Source organism: Ferrimonas senticii DSM 18821 (assembly GCF_000422665.1).
GTDB lineage: Bacteria > Pseudomonadota > Gammaproteobacteria > Enterobacterales > Shewanellaceae > Ferrimonas > Ferrimonas senticii.
The window spans coordinates 61,540-85,397 of record NZ_AUGM01000012.1 but is presented as its reverse complement, the minus strand read 5'-3'; the positions used below and the strand labels follow the sequence as shown (position 1 = coordinate 85,397).

Below are 23,858 nucleotides of genomic sequence, written 5' to 3'. Positions count from 1 at the left end.
CTGGCGGTGGTTTAGATAGCAAAAAGGGCGCCGTAGCGCCCTTTGGGGATGAGTGTCAGTGGTGCTTGAGTTAGCGCGCCCACTGCTCCGCCGCTTGCTGGTCGGCGTCTTTGGCGTCAACCCAGACGGTGCCTTGGTTGCTGGTTTCTTTTTTCCAGAACGGCGCGCGGGTCTTTAAGAAGTCGATCAGGTATTCGCAGGCGGCAAAGGCCGCTTTGCGGTGGGCGCTGGAAACGCCGATAAATACGATTTGATCGGTCAGCTTTAGGTCTCCAACGCGGTGGATGATGGTGACTTCATCCAGTGGCCAACGGTTGCGGGCTTCCGCTTCGATTTGGGTCAGTACCGCTTCGGTCATGCCTGGGTAGTGTTCCAAGGTCATTGCTGAAACGTCTTTGCTGTCGCCAAAGTCACGGACTTTACCAACGAAGGTGACCACTGCGCCGCAGCTTGGGTTGTCCGCCAGTTTGGCGTACTCCTCGGCAACGCTGAAATCTTCGGTTTGCACTCGATTCATGATCAATGCTCCTGGCTTAGCCGCCGGTCACCGGTGGGAAGAACGCCACTTCATCGCCGCTGGTCAGCGCGGTATCCCAACCGGACAGGGTTTGGTTTACTGCCACCAGTACGTTGGCACTGCCCAGCGCTAACTGCCACTTGTCGCCACGCTCGAGCAGTTGCTGACGCAAGCCATCTGCGGTCAGGCCTTCGCTGGCTTCAATTTCCAATTTGTCGCATCCAGTCACTTCGCGGATCTGGGCAAAGAACAGCACTTTAATCATCGCTTACACCTTGAAGTGGCCAGATTTGCCACCCTTTTTCTCTAACAAACGAACGCCTTCAATCAACATGTCTTTTTGTACCGCTTTGCACATGTCGTAGATGGTCAGGGCGGCGGTGGTGGCGGCGGTTAACGCTTCCATTTCGACCCCAGTTTGACCGGACAGTTTGCATAGACTTTGAATTCGCACTTGGTTGTGCTCTGGCTCTGGGTACAGATCGACGGTGACTTTGGTCAGCATCAATGGGTGACACAGCGGGATCAGATCGGAGGTTTTCTTGGCTGCCATGATCCCGGCAATGCGGGCGGTAGCGAAGACGTCGCCTTTGTGATGCTCACCGTTGATGATCATCGCTAAGGTTTCCGGTGCCATCTTGATGATCGCTTCGGCACGGGCTTCGCGCTCGGTAACCGACTTGGCGGTTACGTCCACCATGTGGGCTTCGCCGCTGTCGTTGATGTGGGTAAATTCGCTCATTGAGTAATCACTTTTAGGTGAGGCACAAAGTTGCAGGGGCGATGGCTCGCATCCAGCTGCTGTTTCAAAATTTTGCTCCAACCGGTGCGACAGGCACCGGTTGAGCCGGGTAAACAAAATATCGCTACTTTATTGGCGAAACCCCCAATGGCACGGGACTGAATGGTGCTGGTGCCGAGTTCTGCAAAGGTGATCTGGCGGAACAGTTCACCAAAGCCTTCGATCTCTTTATCAAACAGCACTTGCACCGATTCTGGGGTGGAATCACGTTCGGTAAAGCCGGTGCCACCGGTGGTGATGATCACCTGCACGTGGTCAGAGGCGATCCACTCGGAAATGACCGCGCGGATCTGGTACTTGTCGTCTTTGATGATCTGCCGCTCAACCACGTTGTGGCCAGCCTCCTGTAGGCTGTCGACCAAGAATTGGCCGGATTTATCGCTGTCCCAGTCGCGGGTATCTGACATCGTCAGCACCGCCACATTCAGCGGTACAAAGGCTTTGGCACAGAGGTGTTGCATCTTCTGTTCTCATTATTATCAGCCGCCAATGGAGGCCAGATGTGGCGTTGCCCCGGAATCACCGTCGTGCAGGTAGTGGGTTTCATGCTTGCCATGCAGGGCGCTGTGCAGACGCGCGATCAGTTCCGGTTGTTGCTGATCACTGCCAAGCAGATCCCGCAGTTCAATGCCCGCTTCGGTGAATAGGCACAGATGCAGTTTACCAGTAGACGAGACTCGTAATCGGTTACAGGACGCACAAAAATCCTTTGCGTACGGCATGATTAGGCCGATGCGACCGGCATAATCGGGATGACTGTAGTTCAGCGCCGGTCCGGCGTCTCGGTCACGAGCGTCCAACTGCCAACCTTGTTGCAGCAGTTGTTGTTGGATCTGCTGTCCAGGCAGGTGGTGTTGTTTGAAATAATCGTGGTGCAGGCCGGTTTCCATCAGCTCGATAAAGCGGATATCGACTTGGCGATCGCGAATATAGTTAAGGAACTGCGGCAGTTGCTTACCGTTGTGCTCTTTCAGCAGCACCGCGTTCATCTTCACCTTGCGGTAATCCAGTTCCAGCGCGCGGTCGATCCCTTTCAGGACCAAGTCAAAGCGGCTGTCGCCGGTGATCCGAGCAAACGCTTGAGGGTCAAGACTGTCGACCGAAACGTTGATCTGCTGCAGACCGGCGCGCTGCCAATCGGCGGCGCACTCCGCTAACCGATAGCCGTTGGTGGTGGTGGCGACGGTATCGATGTGGCGGGTATTGGCGGCCAGCTCGACAATCTGTTCAAAGTCTTTGCGCAGGGTTGGCTCGCCGCCGGTGATACGGATCTTGCGGGTGCCGCATTCACTGAACGCGGCCATCACCCGGCCGAGTTCGTCGGCGGCTAAGTGGCGAGGTTTGCCTTGTGGTTGATAACCGTTCGGCAGGCAGTATTCGCACTTAAAATTACAGGCGTCGGTGATTGACAGTCGTAGGTAGTGAAAACGACGGCCAAACCGATCTTGGAGTTGTTGCATCTGTCACCTTTCCAAATGGTCGGGAGGTCGAGGACTTTCGTACTCGGCCCGGTGATCGCACGATCACGGCCTAGTCGCCATGCCACAACGGTGGGTTAGGTCAATTAGGCTCGGCTTACAGTTTGTTAACTTATTTAAAGCTAAGTATAGCCAGCGTCTTAAGCAATCTTTTCGATTGCGACTAGGCGCCGATGGCGATTGGGTTTTCGCCGAGTTTGGCATTGTGCTGATGTTGCTGGCCAATCTCTGTGATCGCAGTCACCAATCGAGTAAGCTAGCTGGCGAAGGAATATCCAGAGTCGCAAATGCCGATGCCGCCGTATAAACGACATTGGTATTAGAAGCGGCCAAGCCAAGAGGTTGTTATGGAACGTGAGTCAATGGAATTTGACGTGCTGGTGGTGGGTGCCGGCCCTGCGGGGCTTGCCAGTGCGATTCGGTTAAAGCAGCTCAATGCTGATTTAAATGTCTGTGTGGTCGAGAAGGGCTCGGAAGTCGGTGCCCATATTCTCTCTGGGGCGGTGTTTGAAACCCGCGCCTTGGATGAGTTGCTACCGAATTGGCAAGCGCTAGGGGCACCGCTACACACCGCGGTCAGTGAGGATGAGATCTACCTACTGAAAGCCAGCGGCCAGACCAAGTTTAATAACGCCTTGGTGCCGAAAACCATGCACAATCATGGCAATTACATCATCAGCTTGGGCAATCTGTGTCGCTGGCTAGCTGAACAGGCCGAGGGCTTCGGAATTGAGATCTACCCCGGCTTTGCCGCCAGCGAACTGATCATCGAGCAGGGCATTGTCAAAGGGGTGATCACCGGCGACATGGGCGTGGGTGCCGATGGCGAACCGAAAGATGGCCACATGCCGGGGATGGAGTTGCGCGCCGGTTACACCTTGTTTGCTGAGGGTTGTCGTGGTCATTTGGGCAAGCAATTGATCAGTCAGTTTGGCCTCGATCAGGGCAAGTCGCCGCAACACTACGGCCTGGGCATTAAAGAGGTGTGGCAAGCGCCGGAGGGCAAGCATCAGCCGGGTTTGGTTATCCACACCGCCGGCTATCCGCTGGCAGACCATGGTGCCAGCGGCGGTGGTTTCCTCTATCACGGTGACGACGGCCAACTGTTGGTGGGGTTGATCACTGATCTTAACTACAGCAATCCGCACCTCAGTCCCTACGAGGAGTTCCAGCGCTTTAAGCAGCATCCGCAAATTAGCCAATACCTTGAGGGCGGCGAACGCATCGCCTATGGCGCCCGCGCCATCGCCAAGGGCGGCTTTAATAGTTTGCCGACTATGCATTTCCCCGGTGGTCTGCTGATCGGTTGTGATGCTGGCACCCTTAACTTTGCCAAGATCAAAGGCAGCCACACGGCGATGAAATCCGGCATGTTAGCGGCGGAAGTGGTGGCGGAATCCCTTAAAGACAACGCCGCTGGCGGTTTGGATCTGAGCCAGTTTACTGCCCACTTCAAACAGTCGTGGTTGTACGATGAGCTGTACCGCAGCCGCAACTTTGGCCCGGCGCTGCACAAGTTTGGCGCGATGGGCGGCGGCGCCTTTAACTACATCGAGCAGAACTGGTTTAACGGCAAACTGCCGCTGACCCTAACCGATGGCGGCTGCGATCACGCCAGCCTTGCCAAAGCCGCCGACGCCAGCCCGATCAGTTACCCGAAGCCAGACGGCAAAATCAGCTTCGATCGCCTCTCGTCGGTGTTTATCTCCAATACCTATCATGAGGAAGATCAGCCCTGCCATCTGCGCTTGGCCGATAACCAAATCCCGATTGTGGTGAATCTGGCCGAATTCGATGAACCGGCGCAACGCTATTGTCCGGCGGGGGTGTATGAAGTGGTGAAGGCCGAAGGCGAGCCCAAGCTGCAGATCAACTTTGCCAACTGCGTTCACTGTAAGACCTGTGACATTAAGGATCCCAGTCAGAACATTACTTGGGTGGTGCCTGAGGGCGGGAATGGCCCCAATTACCCCAACATGTGATCTTTGAGTGGCTCACTAGTCCACACTCGGCGTCATTTCAGCCTCGATGTGGCGCACCACACCGTCGGCTTCATTCCTTGATTGTGAACTATTGCGCCTCCTCAAAGTGTTTTAGATACAGATGAAAAAGCGGAGCTTAACTGAGCTCCGCTTTTTGTTTTGGTCTTGTTTAAGATCATGATTAGTATCGATTTATTAGATTAATCTGCTGCTTGGGATGATGATTGAAGTTTAAGGAAGAACAATGAAAAAAGTCTTAGCTGCACTGGCTTTGTTGCCATGTTTGACTGTTGCTGCAGACAATTTCTATTTTGGTCTGCGCGGCCATGTACATGAAGGTGAATTTGCTGAACCGTATTTAGTGGATGACCCGGAGGACACTAACAATCCCCCTAAAAAAATTGTAGTAACAGAACCCCACTCTGTTGATTTTCAGTCGTTCTCTGTTTTTGGTGGCTTTGAGCTGACTGATTTTTTGGCTGCTGAGTTTCGTGCGGGCGTAGGGGATGACGATACCTATATTGATGTCGAATCTAAGAAGTCTGAGGCGATTGAGCTTAATTATTACATCGGGGCGTATTTGAAGCCGCAGGTCAAAATGGATAACGGTTTTACACCATATGTGATGTTCGGGGTAACGCGGGTCCAATACGATATCCCCAATGAGCCCTCGCTCGATAATGAGACAGGGCTCAGTTATGGCGTGGGTATTAGCTACTCCATTACCGAGAACATTGCCATTGGGTTGGAGTTTATGTCGATGCTTGAGCGTGATGAAGCGGAGTTGAACAGTACTTCGATAGGTCTTAGCTACACTTTCTAATCAAAAAAGCGGAGCTCAAATCGGGCTCCGCTTTTGCCTTTGGTTACTGAATTTTGTCGCTCTTTGATAGGTTGTGACGGGCGCAAAGTAATTGGACGTTCTCCACCTTGAGTGAAGTTCCGCCTTTCGAATAGGGAATGATGTGGTCGAAATGCAATTCATCAGTGGCACCGCATTCAACGCATCGCCCTCTGTCTCGCTTGAAAACCTCGAATTTGATGTCGCTTGGAATAATGCGGCTGCGCTTGGACTCAGTCTCTTGAGCATCTTCAAAAAGATCGTCGCTACTGACGTTGCTGACCGCGACCAACTTAAATTTGAACACCTTTCTGACGCCATCAGACTCTTGCCATGAGTCGATCAGATGGAAGTAGCCATTATCTGACCAAATGCCTTTTTTGATTTTTTCGTAAACTTGCACGATGTCTGGGTGTTTCGAGCCCATCTTATGTTGCTGTGCGGCACGATGAAATTTGCCGTTTTCGGTCAAATTACCTGAAGGCAAATACTCTGGTTGGTCCAATGCCTTAGGGTTGCGAACATTGGCGGCGTTGGGAGTGTCATGGCCTTCATAGATTAATACCGAGCCATCGTCGGAAATTTGGTCCTGATAGGGGGCATTAGGTTGCCGAGACATTAAAATGACTGAGTGGCGGTTCTTGAGGCGGAAGTTCATCCCACGTTGCAAGCTACTTCCCTCTCTTAGGCACATATCGAAATATGAAATTATTCTGCCTCGCACTTTGTTACGTCCATCTGCTTCACTTTGATGCTCAATAATCTACTAACACTATGTTTATGTTCAATAAAAAAGCGGAGCTCAAATCGAGCTCCGCTTTTGCCTTAGCTAAAAACTAAACACTGCCAACTGATAGCTCGCTATAGCGTTTATCTCGGCTCCAGTCGCGCATAGGCGACTACCAGCCATTTCACTCCTTGGCCATCAAACGCCACTTGCACCCGTGATTGCGGGCCGCTGCCTTCAAAGTTGAGAATCACCCCGTCGCCAAATTTAGGGTGATGAACTCGCTGGCCGAGGTTAAAGCCGGTTTCGTTAAAACGCTGCTGCGACTGGTTAAAGCGGTTGTGCTGGCGTGGGGTCGCCACCTGAGTGGTCAACCGCACTTCATCCAGATATTGCTGCGGGATCTCCTGCACAAAGCGGCTGATCCGTGCCAGCGTTTCGCGGCCGTAAATCCGGCGCGATTCGGCGTGGGTCAGGGTCAGCTTCTTCATCGCTCGGGTCATGCCGACATAACAAAGGCGGCGTTCTTCCTCTAAGCGGTTGCCTTCATCCAGCGCCATCTGCGATGGGAACAAACCCTCTTCGACACCACAGATAAACACCTGCGGGAACTCCAGACCTTTGGCGGTGTGTAGGGTCATCATCTGCACCGCGTCTTCCGATTCACCGGCTTGACGCTCACCGGCTTCCAGCGCGGCGTTGGCCAAAAAGGCGTTGAGATCGTCCATCTCATCGGCGTCGTCTGGTTTGATAAAAGAACCGGCGGCGGTTACCAGCTCTTTTAAGTTGTCGACTCGCGCTTCCGACTTTTCGCCTTTTTCTGCTTGGTACATCGCCAGCAGACCGGAGTGCTGAATCACATGGTCGGTGCGGTTTTTCAGGCTGGCTTCTTCAGTTTCCGCCTCAAGGCTGGCGATCAACTCCATAAAGTTGCGGACTGCGGTGGCGGCGCGGCCGGCTAAACCGCTGTCTGCCAGCAGCCGGCGACAGGCGTGCCACAGGGTGATCCCTTCGCTGCGGGCGGTACTGCGGATGATGTCGATGGTGCGGGTGCCGATGCCACGGGCTGGGGTGTTGATGATCCGCTCAAAGGCGGCGTCGTCATCGCGGTTGGCGATAAGGCGCAGGTAGCCCAGCGCGTCTTTGATCTCCTGGCGTTCGAAGAAGCGCAGGCCGCCGTAGATCCGGTAGGGCACGTTGCGATGCAGCAGCGCCTCTTCCATCACCCGTGATTGGGCGTTGGAACGATAGAGGATGGCGCAGTCGGCCAGATTGCCGCCCTCTTCGTGGTAGCGCTTGATCTGACCAACAATGTAGCGCGCCTCTTCCAGCTCGTTAAAGGCGCTGTAGATGCTGATGCTGTCGCCATCGGCGTCATCGGTCCACAGCTCTTTGCCCATCCGGTCACTGTTGTGCGCCACCAAGGCGTTGGCCGCTTTCAAAATGGTGCCGGTGGAGCGGTAGTTCTGCTCCAAACGGATGGTTTCAGCGCCGGGGAAATCTTTTAAGAACTGGCTCAGGTTTTCCACCTTGGCACCGCGCCAACCGTAGATCGACTGGTCATCATCACCAACAATCATCACGTTGGCTTGGTCGCCGGCGAGCATCCGAATCCAGGCGTACTGGATGGTGTTGGTGTCTTGGAACTCGTCCACCAAAATGTGGCGGAAACGGTTTTGATAGTGACGCAGCAGCGGGGGATGATTCAGCCACAGTTCGTGGGCACGCAGCAGCAGTTCGGCGAAATCCACTAAGCCTGCGCGATCACAGGCCTCTTGATAGGCTTGGTAGATCTGCAGCCACGTGCGCTCGACCGGATGGTAGCTGGCGTCGATGTGTTGTGGCCGCAGCCCTTCATCTTTCTTGGCGTTGATGTAGCCCATCGCTTGCCGTGGCGGCCACTTTTTCTCATCCAGATTGAGGGTGCGGATGATCCGTTTCAGCAGTCGCTGTTGGTCATCGGCATCAAGAATTTGAAACCCTTCCGGCAGCTTGGCTTCGTTGTGGTGGGCTCGCAGCAGTCGGTGTGCCAGACCGTGGAAGGTGCCGATCCACATCCGCCCCATCGGCGCATTGGCCAGTTTCTCAATCCGCTCGCGCATCTCTTTGGCGGCCTTGTTGGTAAAAGTTACCGCCAAGATCGAGTAAGGGCTTTCACCCTGTTCTTCCAGCAGCCAGCCGATGCGGTGGGTCAGCACTCGGGTTTTACCGGAGCCGGCGCCCGCCAATACCAGTACCGCCCCTGGGGCGGCTTCCACCGCGGCACGCTGTTTGTCGTTTAAAGAGGCCACCAGCGGTGACATTGCGGTGTCTGACATCGGCAAATCTGTCTCGTACAAAGAAATGAGAAGGGATTATAACAACTGGCGAAGCTGCGCCAATGAGGAGATCTCAGCGCTTGGCTTAATCGCGCCCGCTTGGCGATAGACGCCATTGTATTGCGGCGATAACCACAGCGCTTGGGCGCCAAACTCGATGGCGCCAGCGACGTCGGCAAGCGGGTGATCGCCAATGTGCAGCAGTTCATTGGCGGCGATATTGAGTCGCTGGCAACACTGCGCGAACAGATCGGGATCGGGCTTCATCAAACCATCTTGGCCGGCGGCTAATACTGCTTGAAACGGCACCTGTGGCAGAAACTGGCTGACATCGGCATTGCCGTTGGTGATCACCGCCAGCGGATAACGGGCCGCTAGTTGTTGCAGTAGTTCGATGACCTCGGCACTTACTTGAATGTCACTGCGCCAGCGCAAAAAGTGGTTCATCGCTTGTTCGGCTAGGTTGTCGGCATCGGTAATCGCCAATTGCTGCAGGCCACGCTGCAGGGTGATCAAACGACAGGCGGTGGTGTCGTGTTCTAGCTGCGGCTGTTGGGCCAGCAGCGCCAGTTTTTGCTGGTGCCACCATTGGCCGTCGGTTAACTGCGGCTGATTACCCAGCGTACCGAGATGATCCAGCAGCCGTTGCTGCGCTCGCGCCAATACCGGTTTATTGTCATATAGGGTGTCGTCGAGATCGAAGCTGATCACTTTAAAAGGCTTGAGGTGGCTAAGCGGCATAGGATCTCCACAGGGTAGGCAGCGAAACGGGCTGACGATGCCGCAAGGATGCCATAGTGACTACAGGGAGCGTAGATGAAATACGTTGAGATTATTGCTTCGGCCAGCAGCTGCGGCACCATCGACGCCATCGCTAATAAGTGCAAAGCGCTGCACTGTTGGCATGGTGAGGTGGCCGATAACAACAACTGCCAATATCGGTTACTGCTGCGGGATGACGCGCTGCAGCAAGCGCTGGATGATTTGCAAAACGTCCTAGGCGCGCAACCGCTGGCGCGGATCATCGTGTTGCCGGTGGAAGCCAGCTTACCGAAAGATGAGCAGGCCAATGGCGGCGGCAAGCCAAACAAGAAAGACAAACAAGCGGCGGCGCGGGAATCGATCTACGAGGAGGTGGCCGGTAATGCCGATCTCAGTCGTGATTATCTGCTGTTGGTGTTGCTGTCGACCGTGGTGGCGGCGATTGGGCTTATTCAAGATAACGTCGCGGTGGTGATTGGGGCGATGGTGATTGCGCCACTGTTGGGGCCGAACTTGGCGCTAAGCCTCGGTACCGCCTTGGGCGACAAAGCACTGGTAAAGCAGGCGGTTAAAACCCTGACCGTTGGGGTCACGCTCGCCATCGGCTTGTCGATGTTATTTGGGTTGCTGTGGCCGGGACCATTGGATAGCCCGGAATTGTTGGCTCGCACCGATGCCTCACTTGATTCCATTGCGTTAGCGTTGGCCTCCGGCGCCGCCGCGGCGTTGTCGATCACCACTGGCTTATCCAGCACCTTGGTGGGGGTGATGGTGGCCGTGGCGCTGCTGCCACCGGCCAGCTGCATCGGCATTATGCTCGGCAGTGGCCGTTTAGAGCTGGCCGCAGGCGCGGCGTTGCTGCTGGCGATCAACATCGTCTGCGTCAACCTCGCCAGTAAAGTGGTGTTTATCTACAAAGGCATCGATCCGCGCACTTGGGTTGAAAAAGAGTTGGCCAAGCGGGCGATGCGACGGGTGGTGTTAGGCTGGTTACTGACGTTGCTGCTGTTGGTGGGGTTAATCATTGTTCGCGGGGTGTAGGTTGATAGAGTTATCAGTGATTAGTTCGCAGTCGTTAGTAAGAGCAGAGCCAAAGCCCGTTGGCGCAACCCTCACTCGTTCAATCGTAGCCGCGAACAGGTTCGCGGAAATCCCAACAGTTCAGAACCACACACTGATGATTTCACGATAACGGCGATTCAGAGTGCTCTAAGCCGACTTGTTGACGCCGAGTGAAACCGCAAACGCAGCGGCAAGCCGAGGGCAGGATGCCCGAGAGGCCCGCGAAGGCAGGGATGCCGCCTCGGGCTGGTGCTGTCGCGAAGTGCGATGAGAACGAGGGGCTTTCGTCAACCTTGGAGGCGCAGGGGAATCCAATGGGGCGAAGCCCCGTGGCCGCCGGAGGCAAAGGTAAGAGAGCTATCAGTGATTAGTTCGCAGTCGTTGGTAGGAGCAGAGCCGAAGCTCATTGGCGGCAACCGTTATCGGGAAACTGTTGCCGATAACTGACGCTGACAGCCCAACCAATAATTCCGCGAACACGTTGGCGGCTACTTATTGCGGTGGCAACGAAACCACAACCGCAAAAACAACAATGGGCAGCCGCAGCCGCCCATTGCACATCCATACCGCGAATTAGGCGAAGTCGATAGTCTCGCCGCCTTGCAGTTGCACCGCTTGGTTTAGCAGCGCGAACAGCTCAACGCCACTGCGGTCGTCGATCCACTGGCCATCAACGTAAGCGAAGTGGTGGCCGTTTTGCTTGGTGGCTACCCAGATCTGGTGCAGCGCTTCTTGCTTATTGATGACGATGTGGCTGCCATCAATGCACTCGATATCGACGACGTTACCGGCTTGCTCGTAATCCAGCTCTAGCTCGGCATCATCAATGCGCTCGGTGATCTGCTCCAGTACGGCATCGGCCAGATCGTGGTAGTGACGGGTATCCATCGACATAGGGGACTCACTTAAAACAGGGATCAAATTGGTTCGAGTATACCCAATTGTGGCTTGCCATCGACAACCTCCTGCAAGTGGTCGTTATCAACAGAAAACCAAAGCTGCGAGTCGTGCGTCTACGCCCGCGCCACAATCGTTGCTAACATAGCCAAATTATCGTTTTTTTGAGGCTCACCATGCGCCGTTTTCTGCTTTTGATCGCCACCGTGCTTACCCTGTCAGCCTGTGGTCAAACCGGCCCGCTGTATCTGCCTGCGGAACCACAAGTTAATCAGCCTGCCGCCGAGCCCGCCGCCGAATAAACCAGCCATCGTCGCGATCAGACGATATAGGGAGATACGTTGGATCACTTTCAATATGTAAACCTTGGTCAGCAGCAACAGTTGCACGCCGAGCAAGTGCCGCTGGCGCAGATCGCCGCCGAGCACGGCACCCCGTGTTACGTCTATTCTCGCGCCACCATTGAGCGCCACTACCGTGCCTTTACTGAGGCACTGGCGGGGCAACCGCACCTGATCTGCTATGCGGTTAAGGCCAACAGCAATTTGGCGGTGCTGAATCTGCTGGCGCGACTTGGTAGCGGCTTCGACATTGTTTCCGGCGGCGAGTTGGCGCGGGTAATCGAGGCGGGTGGCGATCCGGCTAAGGTGGTGTTCTCTGGGGTCGGCAAAACCCATGAGGAGATCGCCGAGGCGCTGCAGTTGGGCATTCACTGCTTTAACGTTGAATCCGAGCCTGAGCTGGCGCGGATCAGCGCCATTGCCAGCGAGTTGGGGTTAATCGCGCCAATCTCGTTGCGGGTCAATCCGGACGTTGATGCCCAAACTCACCCCTATATCTCCACCGGCCTGAAACAGAACAAATTTGGCATCGCCATGGAGCGTGCCGAAGCGGTCTATCTGCAGGCGCAAGCGCTGCCAAACCTGAAGGTGATCGGCGTCGATTGCCACATCGGCAGTCAGCTCACCAGCCTCGCGCCGTTCCTTGATGCGCTGGATCGGCTGCTGCTGTTGATTGACCGTCTGGCCGACCACGGCATGGTGCTTGAGCATCTGGATGTCGGCGGCGGCCTTGGGGTCAACTACCAAGATGAACAGCCGCCACTGCCAAGCGATTACGCCAAAGCGTTAAAACAGCGGCTGCAGGGCCGTAACCTGAAACTGGTGATGGAGCCGGGCCGAGCGATCATGGCCAACGCCGGGGTGCTGCTGACCAAGGTGGAATACCTGAAGCAGGGCGAGGAGCGCGACTTTGCCATCGTTGATGCGGCGATGAACGATCTGTTGCGGCCAGCGCTGTACAGCGCTTGGCAGGCGATCATTGCCGTGGCGCCCCGTGATCAGCCGACCCGCAGCTACGACATCGTCGGTCCGGTCTGCGAAACCGGCGACTTCCTTGGGAAAGACCGCCAGTTGGCGCTGCAGATGGGCGATCTATTGGCAGTGCGCTCCAGCGGCGCCTATGGCTTTGCGATGGCCTCCAATTACAACAGTCGGCCCCGAGTGGCGGAAGTGATGGTTGATGGCGCCAACAGTTTCGTCGTGCGCCAGCGTGAGAGCCGAGCGCAACTGTGGCACGGCGAAGCGATTCTGCCGTAAGATAAATGCCAATTGTGTTCCTAAGGCGGTCATTTTGATTAAGTTTTCCAAGATGCATGGGCTCGGCAACGACTTCATGGTGATTGATGGGGTGACCCAACACCTCTATCTGTCGCCGGGGTTGATCCGACGTCTGGCGGATCGCCACACCGGCGTTGGCTTTGACCAACTGCTGCTGGTTGAACCCCCGTATGATCCTGAGCTCGATTTTCACTATCGGATCTTCAATGCCGATGGCAGCGAAGTGGAACAGTGCGGCAATGGCGCCCGCTGTTTTGCTCGTTTTGTGCGGCAACGTGGGCTGATCCAGCGAGATCTGATCCGCGTTTCCACCCAAGCTGGGCCATTGACCTTAAAGCTTGAAGACAACGACAAAGTCAGCGTCAACATGGGCGTGCCCAATTTCGAGCCGGCCTCGTTGCCGTTTCGCGCCAACAAGATTGAGAAAACCTACCTGCTGCAAGCCGATAAACAGGCGGTGCTGGCGGGGGCGGTATCGATGGGGAACCCCCATTGTGTGCTGCAGGTGGATGACATCGACAGCGCGCCGGTGGACACCTTAGGGCCACTGCTGGAACGCCACGAACGCTTCGCTAAAGGGGTGAATGTCGGCTTTATGCAGGTGTTAAGCCCAGAGCACATTAAACTGCGGGTGTTTGAACGCGGCGTCGGTGAAACCCGCGCCTGCGGCACCGGTGCCTGCGCGGCGGCGGTGATCGGTCAGCATCAAGGTTTGCTGGGTGAACGCGTACGCGTAGATCTGCCCGGTGGCACCTTAAACATCCGCTGGCGTGGTCCCGGTCAATCGGTGCAGATGATTGGCCCTGCGACCCACGTTTATGATGGCCAAATCCAGCTATGAGTGACGCCTCCGCCACCGAGCTGGAGCCGCTGACGGTGGCGCAATACCTGCTGGATAACCCCAACTTCTTCGATCTCTACCCGGAACTGCTGCCGCACTTACGGGTGAATCACCCCGAGCGCGGCGCCATCTCGCTGGTAGAACGGCAGCAGCAGTTGCTGCGCGAACGTCTGAAGCAATTGGAAACTGAGCAAGCGGCATTGCTGAGCACCGCCACTCGCAATGAACAGATCCATCAGTTTTACAGCAAATTACTCTTCGATTTGCTCGAGATCGACGATCTTCAGCAACTGACTAACACCCTAGAACAGCAACTCAAACAGCAGTTTCGCTTTGTTAGCGTGACTCTGTTTCGACGCAATGCTGATGGTCAGTTCGCCATCGCGGAACTGGCACCGCTGCTGAAAAAACGGCTTGATCATCGGGGTTACTACTTAGGACGTTTGCCAGCGGCGGAAGCGCGCTTGCTGGTGCAGATTGAAACCGGTTCGGTGGCACTGATCGGTCTTGGTGAACCGAATCAATGGCTTGGGGTATTGGCGATCGCTTCGCACGATCCCAGCCATTTCGCCCCAGATATGGGCACCATGCTGCTGGATAATCTGCAGCAGATGCTGACTCGTCGGCTACGGCAGGGCTAGATGGACCGGCAGATCGCCCCATTTATCGGCTTTTTGCGGGATCAACGCAATCTGGCGGCGCACACCCTGCGCAACTATCAACGCGAACTGGAACGACTAGTGCCGCTATTGCAGCAGTTGGGCGTCAGTGACTGGGCGCACTTGCAGCCAGAGCACTGTCAGCAGGCGCTGGCGAAACTCCACCGCCAAGGGCAGTCACCGCGGTCGTTGGCGTTAACCTTGTCGGCGCTGCGCCAGTTGGTGCGTTATCTGCAGCGGCAAGAGCTGCTAAGTCACGATCCGACCCACGGCGTGCGCGCCCCCCAACAAGGGCGGCCGCTGCCGAAGAATTTCGATACCGATCAGCTTAATCAGTTGCTGGAGATCAACAGCAGCGATCCGCTGGCGGTGCGTGATCGGGCGATGATGGAGCTGTTTTACTCCAGCGGTCTGCGCTTGGATGAACTGGTTGGGCTCGATCTCGACCGGGTTGATCTGGCGGATAAGCAGCTGCGAGTGACCGGTAAAGGCGGAAAAACCCGGTTGCTGCCAATTGGCCGCCATGCCAGTGAATGGCTACAGCGCTATCTGCAATTGCGGCCGCAACTGTGCCGTGATGGTCAGCAGTCAGCGCTGTTTGTCTCCAATCGCGGCCAGCGCATCAGCCATCGCAATGTCCAAGACCGATTGCAACGCTGGGGTCAAAGCCAAGGGGTCGAGGCACGAGTGCATCCGCACAAATTGCGTCACAGCTTTGCCACTCATCTGCTGGAGTCCAGCGGCGATCTGCGGGCGGTGCAAGAGTTGCTAGGCCACGCGGATCTGTCGACCACCCAGATCTATACCCATCTTGATTTTCAACATCTGGCGGCGGTGTACGATAACGCCCACCCCAGAGCTAAAAAGAAACCCGAATGAGCCAATCTCAAACCGCCAAAGCTGCCACCAACAAGCCTTCGGAGCAGGTGGTGGCCGAAGCGATGAAAATCGCGCGCGCCACTCAAGTGGCTGGGCAGACCAAAGAGCAAACCAAGCTGATCGCCAAAGACATTCAGCACGGCATCGAGCAGTACAAGAAGCAGCAAAAGGCCAAAGCTCGCGCTGCCGATAAAGCCAAGAAACAACAACTGCGCAGCAAAGCCGCGGCAACAACCGAGCCGGTTGCAGCGGCGGCGACAACGACCAACCCAGCGCGGTTGCCGTGGTTGTTGCTGGCGCTGTCGTGGTTAGGCTTTGCCGTCGCCGGTTATCTGTTTCACTGACTCTGAGCTGACGTAGTTTGTGTTGCCATTGGTGGATTTACCACCAAGATAACACCCTGTTATTGAGCTTTTTTTGCCCACTGCGTTATAGTGACAGGGCATATTTCCGCCAATACAGGGAGAATCAGTATGGCTAAGCAAATGAGCAACAAACGCGTTAAGCAGATGCTTAAAGATCTCGAGCGCAACCAACAAGCGAAAGCAGCACCAAAGGACAAAGCGGCGTAATTCGAGCCCTTTAAGCAATAACGGCACCCATCGCGGTGCCGTTTTTTGTCAAAGCCAGTTAATAGTTAACAGTAAGTAGTTGTTAGTGAAGAGCAAAAGCAGAGCCATGCGTGTTGATTGCTGTGGCTCTCTAATGACTGCCAACTAACCACTTATCCTTGCCAATCCTCCACCCGAAACTTGCCATCATCACCCTCAAGAAGCCGATAGAACTGCGGCAGTTCAAAGCCGTGGCGGTTTTCGGCGGCCACGCCACTGAGTTGGCAGACGCGCTGCAGGCTGAGCATATCCAGTGCCAGCGGCAGGGTATTGGCGTCGATGGTATGGCTGTGCAGGCGATTGTGGTGATCCGATTGATGCACCGTTACCTGCGCTCCGTAAGGCTGAATAAACACTTGTTGCAGCCCCAAACGAGCGTGGGCGCTAAGGCAGGCTTGCGGTTGTTGATTGCTAAGTGCGGGCAACGACTGCTCTGCGGTACACCAGTGCAGCTGTCGGTGCTGCCACTGTACTGCAAACCGTTGGTTGGCCAATTGCAATGACCATGGCAGCGCGGTTTTCGGCTGGCTTAATAGCGCTTGGATGCTGGCGCACAGGGCCTGATTAAAGCGTTTGGCGTAGCCGAGTACCTGCAGTTGCAAGCGGTTGTCGCTGCCGCCACCAAGCTGTTTGAGCAATTGCAGTGGCGCCTCGAGACCGTCATAGCGGCGGCAGTGCAGTTCCCCCCAACTGCTGATGGTTAACAGATGCAGTTGCCCCAGCAGCGATGTAGCCGGTTTCCCCAGTGCCAAGGGGTTGGCGTTGGGCCAGCGCTGTTGCAGCGGCAACTGCCGGCTGGGATCGTCGTCCAAGTTGATCACCACCAAAGCGCGCTGGTAGTGCCATGGTTGGCTTAAGGCATCAAAGCGGGGGCGTTTGGGCTCGCTGCACCAAAGCGCTAGACGACGGCCAATATCGGTTAGGCGCTGGCTTAAACGACTGTGCTGCTGTTGATGGCAGTAAATTTGGCTGTGGCTGTCGATCAGGCCGTTGCTGGCGGCCCATGCCAGACACTGCAGCCGGTCTTGACTGTGATACAGCGGGCTTTGCCCCAACAGCTGTTTGTCCTGGGGGGCATGCCGATACAGATACCATTGCTGGCGCTGCTCCGGCTGGTTGCTGGCAACCAGAGTCAGTTTGGCTTCAGTCAGCTGTTGGCTCCAAAGCCGATTCAGTTTGGCCACTTTGCCATCGCGATGATCGAAGGTGGCCGCTAAGCGGCGGCTGATCACGGTTAGCTCACCCAGCGGCAGCTGTTTTGGCAACTGCATCCGTTGCGCGTGCTGCGCCATTCGTTGAAAGCTGGTTAGCAGCGCTTGGTCAAGACGATCGTTGAACCACTGCAGTTGACCCGCATGCCACTGTTGGGCGTTATCCAGGTGCTGTAGCAGCTGGCGGGTGTAACGCCAACTGCCAATTAATCCACGCAGATAGCGATAACGGTCATCCTGCTGGCTCAGCGGTCGGCTCATCGGCACCGCGATTTTTAGATAGAAGCAGCGCTGAGCCAAAGTCAGCCGGCGCCGATCTTGAATACGGTTAAGGTAGCGTTCGATACGCTGGTAGATCAGTTGGTAGTGATCTAACTGCGCCAAAGGTTTGCCAGCGCGCAGGCCGGTCCACAGCTCATCGCGGATAATCTGACGGTCGGGGTAGCTGGCGATGTAGCTCTCCAACAATAAGATCTTCAGCAGCGCCTTGTGCGGCCTATCGACCCCTTTAAACAGTTGCCATAAGGCGGTGCTGATCACCTCGGCCGCCGGCAGATGGCGCAGTTCACCAAGGCTGAGTAGGCGCGGATCGTCTTGCGGTGCGTGTGGCCACCACGCCAGCGGCTTGCCAGCCAAGCGGATGTGGCTGCGATAGACCTCTTCCAGTAACAACCACTGTTGGGCGTGGCCGCTGTGATCGTGGCTAAGCTGGCCGCGCTGGCCGCACTCCAACCAATTTGGGGGCAGCAAAAAGAAGTGCAGTTCGAGGCCAAGTTGCAGATAGTGATCGCTGATCAGTTGGCATTTTTGCTCCAGTTTTTGCAGCGCGGTTTCGGTTAGGCTCGGCGGATAGATCAGCCAACAATCGATGTCACTATCGGGCCCTTGGCCGACACTGCCGGTGCTGCCCATGGTGTATAACCCCAGCAGTTGTGGCTCGCAGCTATCGTCGCTGTCGGTAAATTGGTCGGGGGCCGTCAGGGTTGGCGCTGTGCTAAATCGATAGGGAGCGCCGTTAACAAATCCAAGCTGTGCTGGTCGATTGCTGTGCAGCAGCCACGGCAGTTGTTGCCACAGCGTTGCTTGCAGCGACGTCAGCCGCCGCTGTGCTTGCTGCAAACGGTGCTGATTGAGTTGCTCGGCAAGGGCGAGCCGATCCGGCAAATTGCTCAAAGGGTGGCCTTAACGACGGCGGAACTGTGATCAGGCTAACATTTTGTTGTGGTTCGTTAAAAACGTGATCGACCTCGATTATTCAGCAGTCCAATAGTAATGCTGTTGCGGATCTGTTACCTGTTCGCCTTTTTCCATTCTGTTATAGCTGGCAACATAATTGACCACTGACCCATACATAAAGCCAGATCGCTGGCCGATCTGCAGCCAAGGAAACACCAACATGGCGCGTACAGAAATCCGTATCGCAACCCGTAAGAGCCCACTGGCCTTGTGGCAAGCTGAATTTGTAAAGGCTGAGCTGGAACAAGCTCACCCAGGGTTAACCGTAACCCTACTGCCAATGTCCACCAAGGGCGACATCATTCTCGATACCCCGCTGGCCAAAGTCGGTGGCAAGGGCCTGTTCGTCAAAGAGCTGGAAGTGGCGATGTTGGAAGGCGAAGCGGACATCGCGGTGCATTCGATGAAAGATGTACCGGTGGAGTTTCCTGAAGGTCTGGGCCTGACGGTGATCTGCGAGCGTGAAGATCCACGCGATGCGTTTGTCTCTAACAGCTACAAGACCCTAGAAGAGCTGCCGCATGGCGCCATCGTTGGTTCCTCTTCTCTGCGTCGCCAGTGCCAACTGCGGGCGATGCGCCCAGATCTGCAAATTCGCGATCTGCGTGGCAACGTCGGTACCCGTCTGTCCAAACTGGATGCCGGCGAATACGACGCTATCATTCTGGCGGCGGCTGGCCTAAAGCGTCTGGAACTGGAGGAGCGCATTGCCTCGTTCATCGAGCCAGAACAGTCTCTGCCAGCTAACGGCCAAGGTGCGGTCGGCATTGAGTGTCGTCTGGATGACGCCGAGCTAATCGCGTTGCTGAAAGTGCTGGAGCACGCCCCAACTCGCGCTCGGGTGCTGGCGGAACGTGCCATGAACACCGCGCTGGAAGGCGGTTGTCAGGTGCCAATCGGTGCCTACGCCGAGATCACTGGCGATGAGCTGTGGCTGCGTGGCTTGGTTGGCGATCCAGACGGTTCTAAGATCCTGACCGATGAGATCCGCGGCAGCGTGGCGCAAGCGGAGCAGCTGGGCCAGCAATTGGCCGAGCAGCTGCGCGCTCAAGGCGCGGGCGAGATCCTCGCTAAAGTCTACGGCGATCGTTAATTTATCGACCGATGCATATTTTGCTAACCCGTCCCGTCGGCCGCAATGAGGCGCTGGCGGAACGGTTACAAGCGTTAGGGCATCTCACCACCATCCAACCGATGGTGGTGATTGAGCCGCGCCAGCCTCAAACGACAACGCCGCTACAGCATGCTGACGCGGCGTTTTTTGTATCGAAAAACGCGGTCGAGTTGGCCGACAAGCAGCTTGGGGGGCAATGGCCAAGCTTGCCCTGTTTTGCGGTCGGTGGCGCTACCGCTAAGGCGCTACGCCAATGCGGAGCCAACGCCATCTGCCCACCGCCGGATCAAGAAACCTCCGAGGGGGTGCTGGCGTTATCTCAATGGCAGCAGTTTGAACAGGCAGACATTGTCATTGTCGGTGGCGAAGGCGGCCGCACTTTTATGGCGGAAACTCTGCAACAGCAAGGACATAGGGTACACTCATGGGTGCTATACCAGCGCCGCTATCCGCCATTAACCGATAACCATCTGCGGGGATGGCAACAGGCCGGTGTTGACGCCATACTGGCTACCAGTGGCGAGATATTTACTAACTTTTTTGAGCAGTTACCAGAATCTGCTCATCCGTGGTTACAACAATTGCACTGGTTGTTGCCGGTGCCGCGCTTGGCGCAATTGGCTCGTCAACATGGTTGCCACCGAGTCTCGGTGATCGGTAGTGCCAGCGATGACGCCGTTATCAACTTGATAGGAACATTGGATACTCATGGAGCAGAAACCCCAAGATCCGCACAGCCCAAGTAACGCTGACCAAGCTGATCAGGCCAACTCACCCAGCCCAGAGGAGCCGGCTCAAACCGTTGCGCCAGCACCACAGAGCGAGCCTGCCACCACGGTTGCTGCAGCGGCGGCGACAGAATCTCCGCAACCACAGCAAAAACCGCAAGGTGCTGGTGCTGCGCTGACCATCTCGGTGGTGGCATTGCTGCTGGGAGTGGGCTCATTGGTGTTTGGCGGCTGGATGTGGCAGCAGGGCCAGTTAGAGCGCGAAAGCAGCGCTGCCCTCGGTGCCGAAGTCAGCAACCTGAAGCAGCAGTTGCAGCAAAAAGGCGGTGAGCTATCCGCCACGCTAGAGCAGCTGCGGCAGGTGCAATTGGGGAATCAACAGGCGATTGGCAAAGTGCAAGCGGGCTTTGCTCAAGCCGAGCAAACCATCTTAGCTGAGCAGCAGAAACTGAAGCAGTTGGCGCCGCAAAGCTGGCTGCTGGCGGAGGCCAGTTATCTGGTACAGATGGCCGAACGCAAGCTGGTGCTGGAACAAGACGCCGCTACCGCCATCAAGCTGTTGCAAGACGCCGATAGCCGTTTGGCGCTGCTGGGTAATCCAGATCTGAAACCACTGCGGCAAGCGCTGCAAAACGACTTGGCGATGGTGCAGGGGCTACCGCAATTTGATCGTGATGGCGTCGCCATGGCGATTGAAGCGCTGGTACGCGAAGTGGATCGCTTGCCGCTGAATCGAGTGCAGTTGCCGGAAGTGGCTGAACAGCCACAGAGCACCGAATTGAGCGATCAGATCAACGATTGGCAAGCCAATCTGAGCCGCAGTTGGCAAGCGCTGATGGAGGATTTCATCACCGTCCGCCGTCGTTCCGAACAGGTACAACCGCTGCTGGCGCCAGCGCAAGAGTGGTATCTGCGCGAGCACATGCGCGGCAAGCTGTTGCAAGCGCAATTGGCGCTGTATCACGGCGATCAACAAGCATTGCGACAGTCGCTGCAAACCGCTCAACAGTGGTTGCAGAATTACTTTGATCTCGACACCAGCCAAGTGCAAGCGGCGTTGGCGCGTCTGCAACGTTGGCAAGCGGCCGATATGGCTCAGCTTAAAGCGGTGCAATTTGAATCTCTTGCTGGTCTGAAACAGGCCGCTGACGATAAGTTGCTGCGGGAGGCGCCATGATCCGCTTATTGGTAGTGGCGCTGTTGGTACTGGCGGGCTTGCTCGCGGGGCCACAACTGGTGCAGTACAAAGGCTATGTGATGATTTCGGTGGCGGATTACACCATCGAAACCTCACTGGTGGCGTTGGTGTTGATCGCGTTGGTGGCGTTTACCGCGCTGCAACTGCTGGAGTGGGGCTTTATCAAGCTGGTGCAAGCGACGGGTGCGACCTTGCTGATGCCTAAGCGCTGGCGTCGTCGTCAGGCTAAGAAGCATACCCTAACTGGGATCTTGGCGTTGGCAGAGCAGGATTGGCCGCGGGCGGAAAAAGCGATGCTGAAAGGCGCCAATGAAGGCGAAATCCCGCTGTTTAACTATTTTGCCGCTGCCCGTGCTGCGCACCACCGTGGTGACAGTGAGGCGTGGCAGCAACACCTGGAACAGGCTGGCAAGCTAGAGGGCGCCGAGGCAACCGCGCAGATCACTCGGATCCGCTACCTGCTTGATGATGGTGAGCTTGAGTCAGCGCGGCAGTTGTATGACCAATTGGACGTGGTGATTAAGCACAAGCCTGCGGTACTGCGGTTGGCGTTAGCGCTGTTCCGTGCCCAGCAAGATTGGGATGCCTTGGCGCGACTGATCCCGCTGTTAAAACGGGATCGCAGTTTGCCGGCGGAAACCCTAGCCGAGCTACCGATCGAAGCGGAGCAAGCCCGTTTTAATGCCTGTGAAACCTTCGACGGGGTTAAGGCGGTGTGGGACGGTTTGAAGCGGCCGATGAAGAAAGCGCCGCAACTGCAACTGGCCTATGCCGAAGCGCTGTTGCGCCTGCAGCAGCCGGAAAAATCCCGCAGCTTTATCTTGGATAAACTGGTCGATCCAGCCGAGCAAGCGCCGTTGCTGGCGCTGTTGGTGGACGCCAGTAAGGGCGCCTCGGAAGAGGTGGCCAATATCCTTAAGCGCAAGTTTCCAGACAACAACGATCCAGCGCTGCAGAGCTGCTTGGGCGCTTTAGCAAAACAGCGCAATCAGTTCGAGTTGGCACTGAAGCACTATCAGCTTGCGCTGGATAGCGAACCTAGCCTGGCCCGTTATCAGCAGGTGATCCGCTTGCAAGAAGCGCTTAATCGTAATGACAAAGCGTTGTCGAACTACCGCAAGATGCTGACCTTGATGCAAGCCAGTTAGGTAGGGCGTGTTGACCTTTGCCGTATATTTTTGCGCCCATTATTGGCTACTTTTGAAAGCAAATTGAACTTGGCCGGTTTGTTTTGCTGTTTTGTGGTCACAAAGGGGTGCCTTGCAGGGTCGGACTAGCAGTTGTCACTCTTCGTCATACGATTTCGACGTAGAGCCACTATGCCTTCAATCGCAATCCTCGATTGACAGCTGCTATCCTCGACCAAATTCTGAACACCAAACGTCAACACGCCCTAGTAGCAAACAAAAAATGGGAGCCGTTGGGGCTCCCATTTTTGTTGGGCAGAAGATTAACCCTGCGCCGCCAGTTTGCGTTCGCGGCGTTTGCGCTTGGCGGTCAGCACCGCGTCAATGCTCATTAACACCAGCGCCGCCCAGATGCAGCCGAAGGTCACGGTTTGCTCGGCCTTAAACGGTTCGTTAAACACCAATAGTGCCATCAGCAGCATAAAGGTTGGGCCGATGTACTGCAGCATCCCTAGTAAGTAGAACGGGATCCGCGTTGCGGCCGCGCTGAACGCCAATAATGGCAAGGTGGTGACCACCCCCGCCGCCAGCAGCAGCGTATTGATGGTAGTGCTGTTGTTGGCCAAGTTGGAGGTTGGGGTATCCAGCAGATACCAATAGCCAACTGCCAGCGGCAGCAGCAGTGCGGTTTCAATCAGTAAACCGGTGGCGGCCTGCAGCTGAATGCGTTTGCGCAGCAGCCCGTAACAGGCAAAGGTGCTGGCTAAGAACAGCGACAGCAGTGGCACCGAGCCATATTGAATTAGCTGCAACACCACCCCGGTGGCCGCGACCGCAATTGCCACCAGTGACAGCTTGCCCGGGCGTTCTTTTAGCACCAACATGCCCAATGCCACGTTCAGTAGCGGGTTGATGTAATAGCCCAAACTGGCGTCGATCACCCGTTCGTTACTGATGGCCCAGATAAAGCCGAGCCAGTTGCTGGCGATCACCAGCGCCGAGACGGTCAAGATCGCCAGCTTCTTTGGTTGCTTTAGCAGTTGTCGTATTTGCCCCCACTGGCCTTGCAGTAGTACCAACCCCAGCACCAACAGGAACGACCACAAGATCCGATGCATCAGAATCTCGTCGGCGGGGACCGCTTTCATCGCAAAGAAATAGAGTGGGGCGATGCCCCACATGGTGTAAGCGGCGAGGGCGAAAAGCACCCCTTGGCGTTGCTGCGGCATAGTTGATCGCGGTCACAATA

General features: G+C 56.1%; 24 protein-coding genes and 1 riboswitch. Of the genes, 13 read left to right on the top strand and 11 right to left on the bottom strand.

Features of this window, described 5'->3' with window-relative positions:
* Window positions 1–70 precede the first annotated feature (70 nt).
* From moaE to moaA, 5 genes are all read right to left on the bottom strand, one after another.
* A complete protein-coding gene (gene moaE / locus G506_RS0109010) occupies window positions 71–517 on the bottom strand; it encodes a molybdopterin synthase catalytic subunit MoaE (RefSeq protein ID WP_028116578.1) in 447 nt (148 codons plus the stop codon).
* 16 nt (window positions 518–533) lie between these two features.
* On the bottom strand, window positions 534–782 hold the full coding sequence (moaD, locus tag G506_RS0109005; RefSeq protein WP_028116577.1) for a molybdopterin synthase sulfur carrier subunit: 249 nt from the start codon (window positions 780–782) through the stop codon (window positions 534–536).
* A 3-nt stretch (window positions 783–785) separates the two neighbouring features.
* Complete coding sequence (gene moaC, locus G506_RS0109000) at window positions 786–1,259, bottom strand: cyclic pyranopterin monophosphate synthase MoaC (protein WP_028116576.1); 474 nt, start codon at window positions 1,257–1,259, stop codon at window positions 786–788.
* Complete coding sequence (gene moaB, locus G506_RS0108995) at window positions 1,256–1,780, bottom strand: molybdenum cofactor biosynthesis protein B (RefSeq protein WP_028116575.1); 525 nt, start codon at window positions 1,778–1,780, stop codon at window positions 1,256–1,258. Before moaB ends, moaC begins: the two co-directional genes overlap by 4 nt.
* A gap of 18 nt (window positions 1,781–1,798) precedes the next feature.
* Window positions 1,799–2,779, bottom strand: coding sequence for a GTP 3',8-cyclase MoaA (gene moaA / locus G506_RS0108990; RefSeq protein WP_028116574.1), 981 nt, complete (start codon window positions 2,777–2,779; stop codon window positions 1,799–1,801).
* Window positions 2,770–2,907, bottom strand: a riboswitch (molybdenum cofactor riboswitch). (Overlaps the previous gene by 10 nt.)
* A 237-nt stretch (window positions 2,908–3,144) precedes the next feature.
* On the opposite strand from moaA, the gene G506_RS0108980 reads away from it, so the two are divergent.
* Window positions 3,145–4,779, top strand: a complete 1,635-nt coding sequence (locus G506_RS0108980) for an electron transfer flavoprotein-ubiquinone oxidoreductase (protein ID WP_028116573.1) — start codon at window positions 3,145–3,147, stop codon at window positions 4,777–4,779.
* Between the two features lie 244 nt (window positions 4,780–5,023).
* Window positions 5,024–5,602 carry a porin family protein gene (locus G506_RS0108975; RefSeq protein ID WP_028116572.1) on the top strand — a complete coding sequence of 193 codons (579 nt, stop codon included), beginning with the start codon at window positions 5,024–5,026 and terminating at the stop codon, window positions 5,600–5,602.
* 43 nt (window positions 5,603–5,645) lie between these two features.
* Here G506_RS0108975 and G506_RS0108970 read toward each other — a convergent pair whose 3' ends face one another.
* The 3 genes from G506_RS0108970 to G506_RS0108960 form a co-directional block, all read right to left on the bottom strand.
* Window positions 5,646–6,290 carry an HNH endonuclease gene (locus G506_RS0108970; RefSeq protein WP_205619493.1) on the bottom strand — a complete coding sequence of 215 codons (645 nt, stop codon included), beginning with the start codon at window positions 6,288–6,290 and terminating at the stop codon, window positions 5,646–5,648.
* A 200-nt stretch (window positions 6,291–6,490) separates the two neighbouring features.
* Window positions 6,491–8,665 carry a DNA helicase II gene (gene uvrD / locus G506_RS0108965; RefSeq protein WP_028116570.1) on the bottom strand — a complete coding sequence of 725 codons (2,175 nt, stop codon included), beginning with the start codon at window positions 8,663–8,665 and terminating at the stop codon, window positions 6,491–6,493.
* A gap of 36 nt (window positions 8,666–8,701) precedes the next feature.
* Entirely contained in the window at window positions 8,702–9,406 is a 705-nt protein-coding gene (locus tag G506_RS0108960) for an HAD-IA family hydrolase (RefSeq protein WP_028116569.1), read from the bottom strand.
* Between the two features lie 75 nt (window positions 9,407–9,481).
* Here G506_RS0108960 and G506_RS0108955 point away from each other — a divergent pair, with 75 nt between their 5' ends.
* Complete coding sequence (locus G506_RS0108955) at window positions 9,482–10,468, top strand: TIGR00341 family protein (RefSeq protein WP_028116568.1); 987 nt, start codon at window positions 9,482–9,484, stop codon at window positions 10,466–10,468.
* 594 nt (window positions 10,469–11,062) lie between these two features.
* Here G506_RS0108955 and cyaY read toward each other — a convergent pair.
* The gene (gene cyaY, locus G506_RS0108945) at window positions 11,063–11,383 is read right to left on the bottom strand and encodes an iron donor protein CyaY (protein ID WP_156904854.1); all 321 of its coding nucleotides are present in this window, start codon (window positions 11,381–11,383) and stop codon (window positions 11,063–11,065) included.
* A gap of 179 nt (window positions 11,384–11,562) precedes the next feature.
* Between cyaY and lptM the strand changes: the two genes are divergently transcribed.
* From lptM to G506_RS0108915, 6 genes are read left to right on the top strand one after another with little or no spacing between them, the layout of a single operon-like run.
* Complete coding sequence (gene lptM / locus G506_RS20700; RefSeq protein WP_084631275.1) at window positions 11,563–11,688, top strand: LPS translocon maturation chaperone LptM; 126 nt, start codon at window positions 11,563–11,565, stop codon at window positions 11,686–11,688.
* A gap of 39 nt (window positions 11,689–11,727) precedes the next feature.
* On the top strand, window positions 11,728–12,984 hold the full coding sequence (gene lysA / locus G506_RS0108935) for a diaminopimelate decarboxylase (protein WP_028116565.1): 1,257 nt from the start codon (window positions 11,728–11,730) through the stop codon (window positions 12,982–12,984).
* Between the two features lie 34 nt (window positions 12,985–13,018).
* Complete coding sequence (gene dapF, locus G506_RS0108930) at window positions 13,019–13,846, top strand: diaminopimelate epimerase (protein WP_028116564.1); 828 nt, start codon at window positions 13,019–13,021, stop codon at window positions 13,844–13,846.
* Window positions 13,843–14,487: a DUF484 family protein gene (locus G506_RS0108925; RefSeq protein WP_028116563.1), complete on the top strand. Its 645-nt coding sequence runs from the start codon at window positions 13,843–13,845 to the stop codon at window positions 14,485–14,487. The genes dapF and G506_RS0108925 overlap by 4 nt, the downstream gene beginning before the upstream one ends.
* The gene (gene xerC / locus G506_RS0108920; protein ID WP_028116562.1) at window positions 14,488–15,384 is read left to right on the top strand and encodes a tyrosine recombinase XerC; all 897 of its coding nucleotides are present in this window, start codon (window positions 14,488–14,490) and stop codon (window positions 15,382–15,384) included.
* Entirely contained in the window at window positions 15,381–15,728 is a 348-nt protein-coding gene (locus tag G506_RS0108915) for a DUF2956 family protein (protein WP_028116561.1), read from the top strand. The genes xerC and G506_RS0108915 overlap by 4 nt, the downstream gene beginning before the upstream one ends.
* A 380-nt stretch (window positions 15,729–16,108) precedes the next feature.
* Here the strand turns inward: G506_RS0108915 and G506_RS0108905 are convergent, their stop codons facing one another.
* A complete protein-coding gene (locus G506_RS0108905; RefSeq protein ID WP_028116560.1) occupies window positions 16,109–18,379 on the bottom strand; it encodes a class I adenylate cyclase in 2,271 nt (756 codons plus the stop codon).
* A gap of 223 nt (window positions 18,380–18,602) precedes the next feature.
* On the opposite strand from G506_RS0108905, the gene hemC reads away from it, so the two are divergent.
* From hemC to G506_RS20435, 4 genes are read left to right on the top strand one after another with little or no spacing between them, the layout of a single operon-like run.
* Window positions 18,603–19,535, top strand: coding sequence for a hydroxymethylbilane synthase (gene hemC, locus G506_RS0108895; protein WP_028116559.1), 933 nt, complete (start codon window positions 18,603–18,605; stop codon window positions 19,533–19,535).
* A gap of 11 nt (window positions 19,536–19,546) precedes the next feature.
* Window positions 19,547–20,302: a uroporphyrinogen-III synthase gene (locus G506_RS0108890; protein WP_028116558.1), complete on the top strand. Its 756-nt coding sequence runs from the start codon at window positions 19,547–19,549 to the stop codon at window positions 20,300–20,302.
* Entirely contained in the window at window positions 20,265–21,461 is a 1,197-nt protein-coding gene (locus tag G506_RS0108885) for a uroporphyrinogen-III C-methyltransferase (protein ID WP_028116557.1), read from the top strand. The genes G506_RS0108890 and G506_RS0108885 overlap by 38 nt, the downstream gene beginning before the upstream one ends.
* Entirely contained in the window at window positions 21,458–22,630 is a 1,173-nt protein-coding gene (locus G506_RS20435) for a heme biosynthesis HemY N-terminal domain-containing protein (RefSeq protein WP_051202019.1), read from the top strand. Before G506_RS0108885 ends, G506_RS20435 begins: the two co-directional genes overlap by 4 nt.
* 302 nt (window positions 22,631–22,932) lie before the next feature.
* Here G506_RS20435 and rarD read toward each other — a convergent pair whose 3' ends face one another.
* The gene (rarD, locus tag G506_RS0108875; protein ID WP_028116556.1) at window positions 22,933–23,838 is read right to left on the bottom strand and encodes an EamA family transporter RarD; all 906 of its coding nucleotides are present in this window, start codon (window positions 23,836–23,838) and stop codon (window positions 22,933–22,935) included.
* Between the last annotated feature and the right edge of the window lie 20 nt (window positions 23,839–23,858).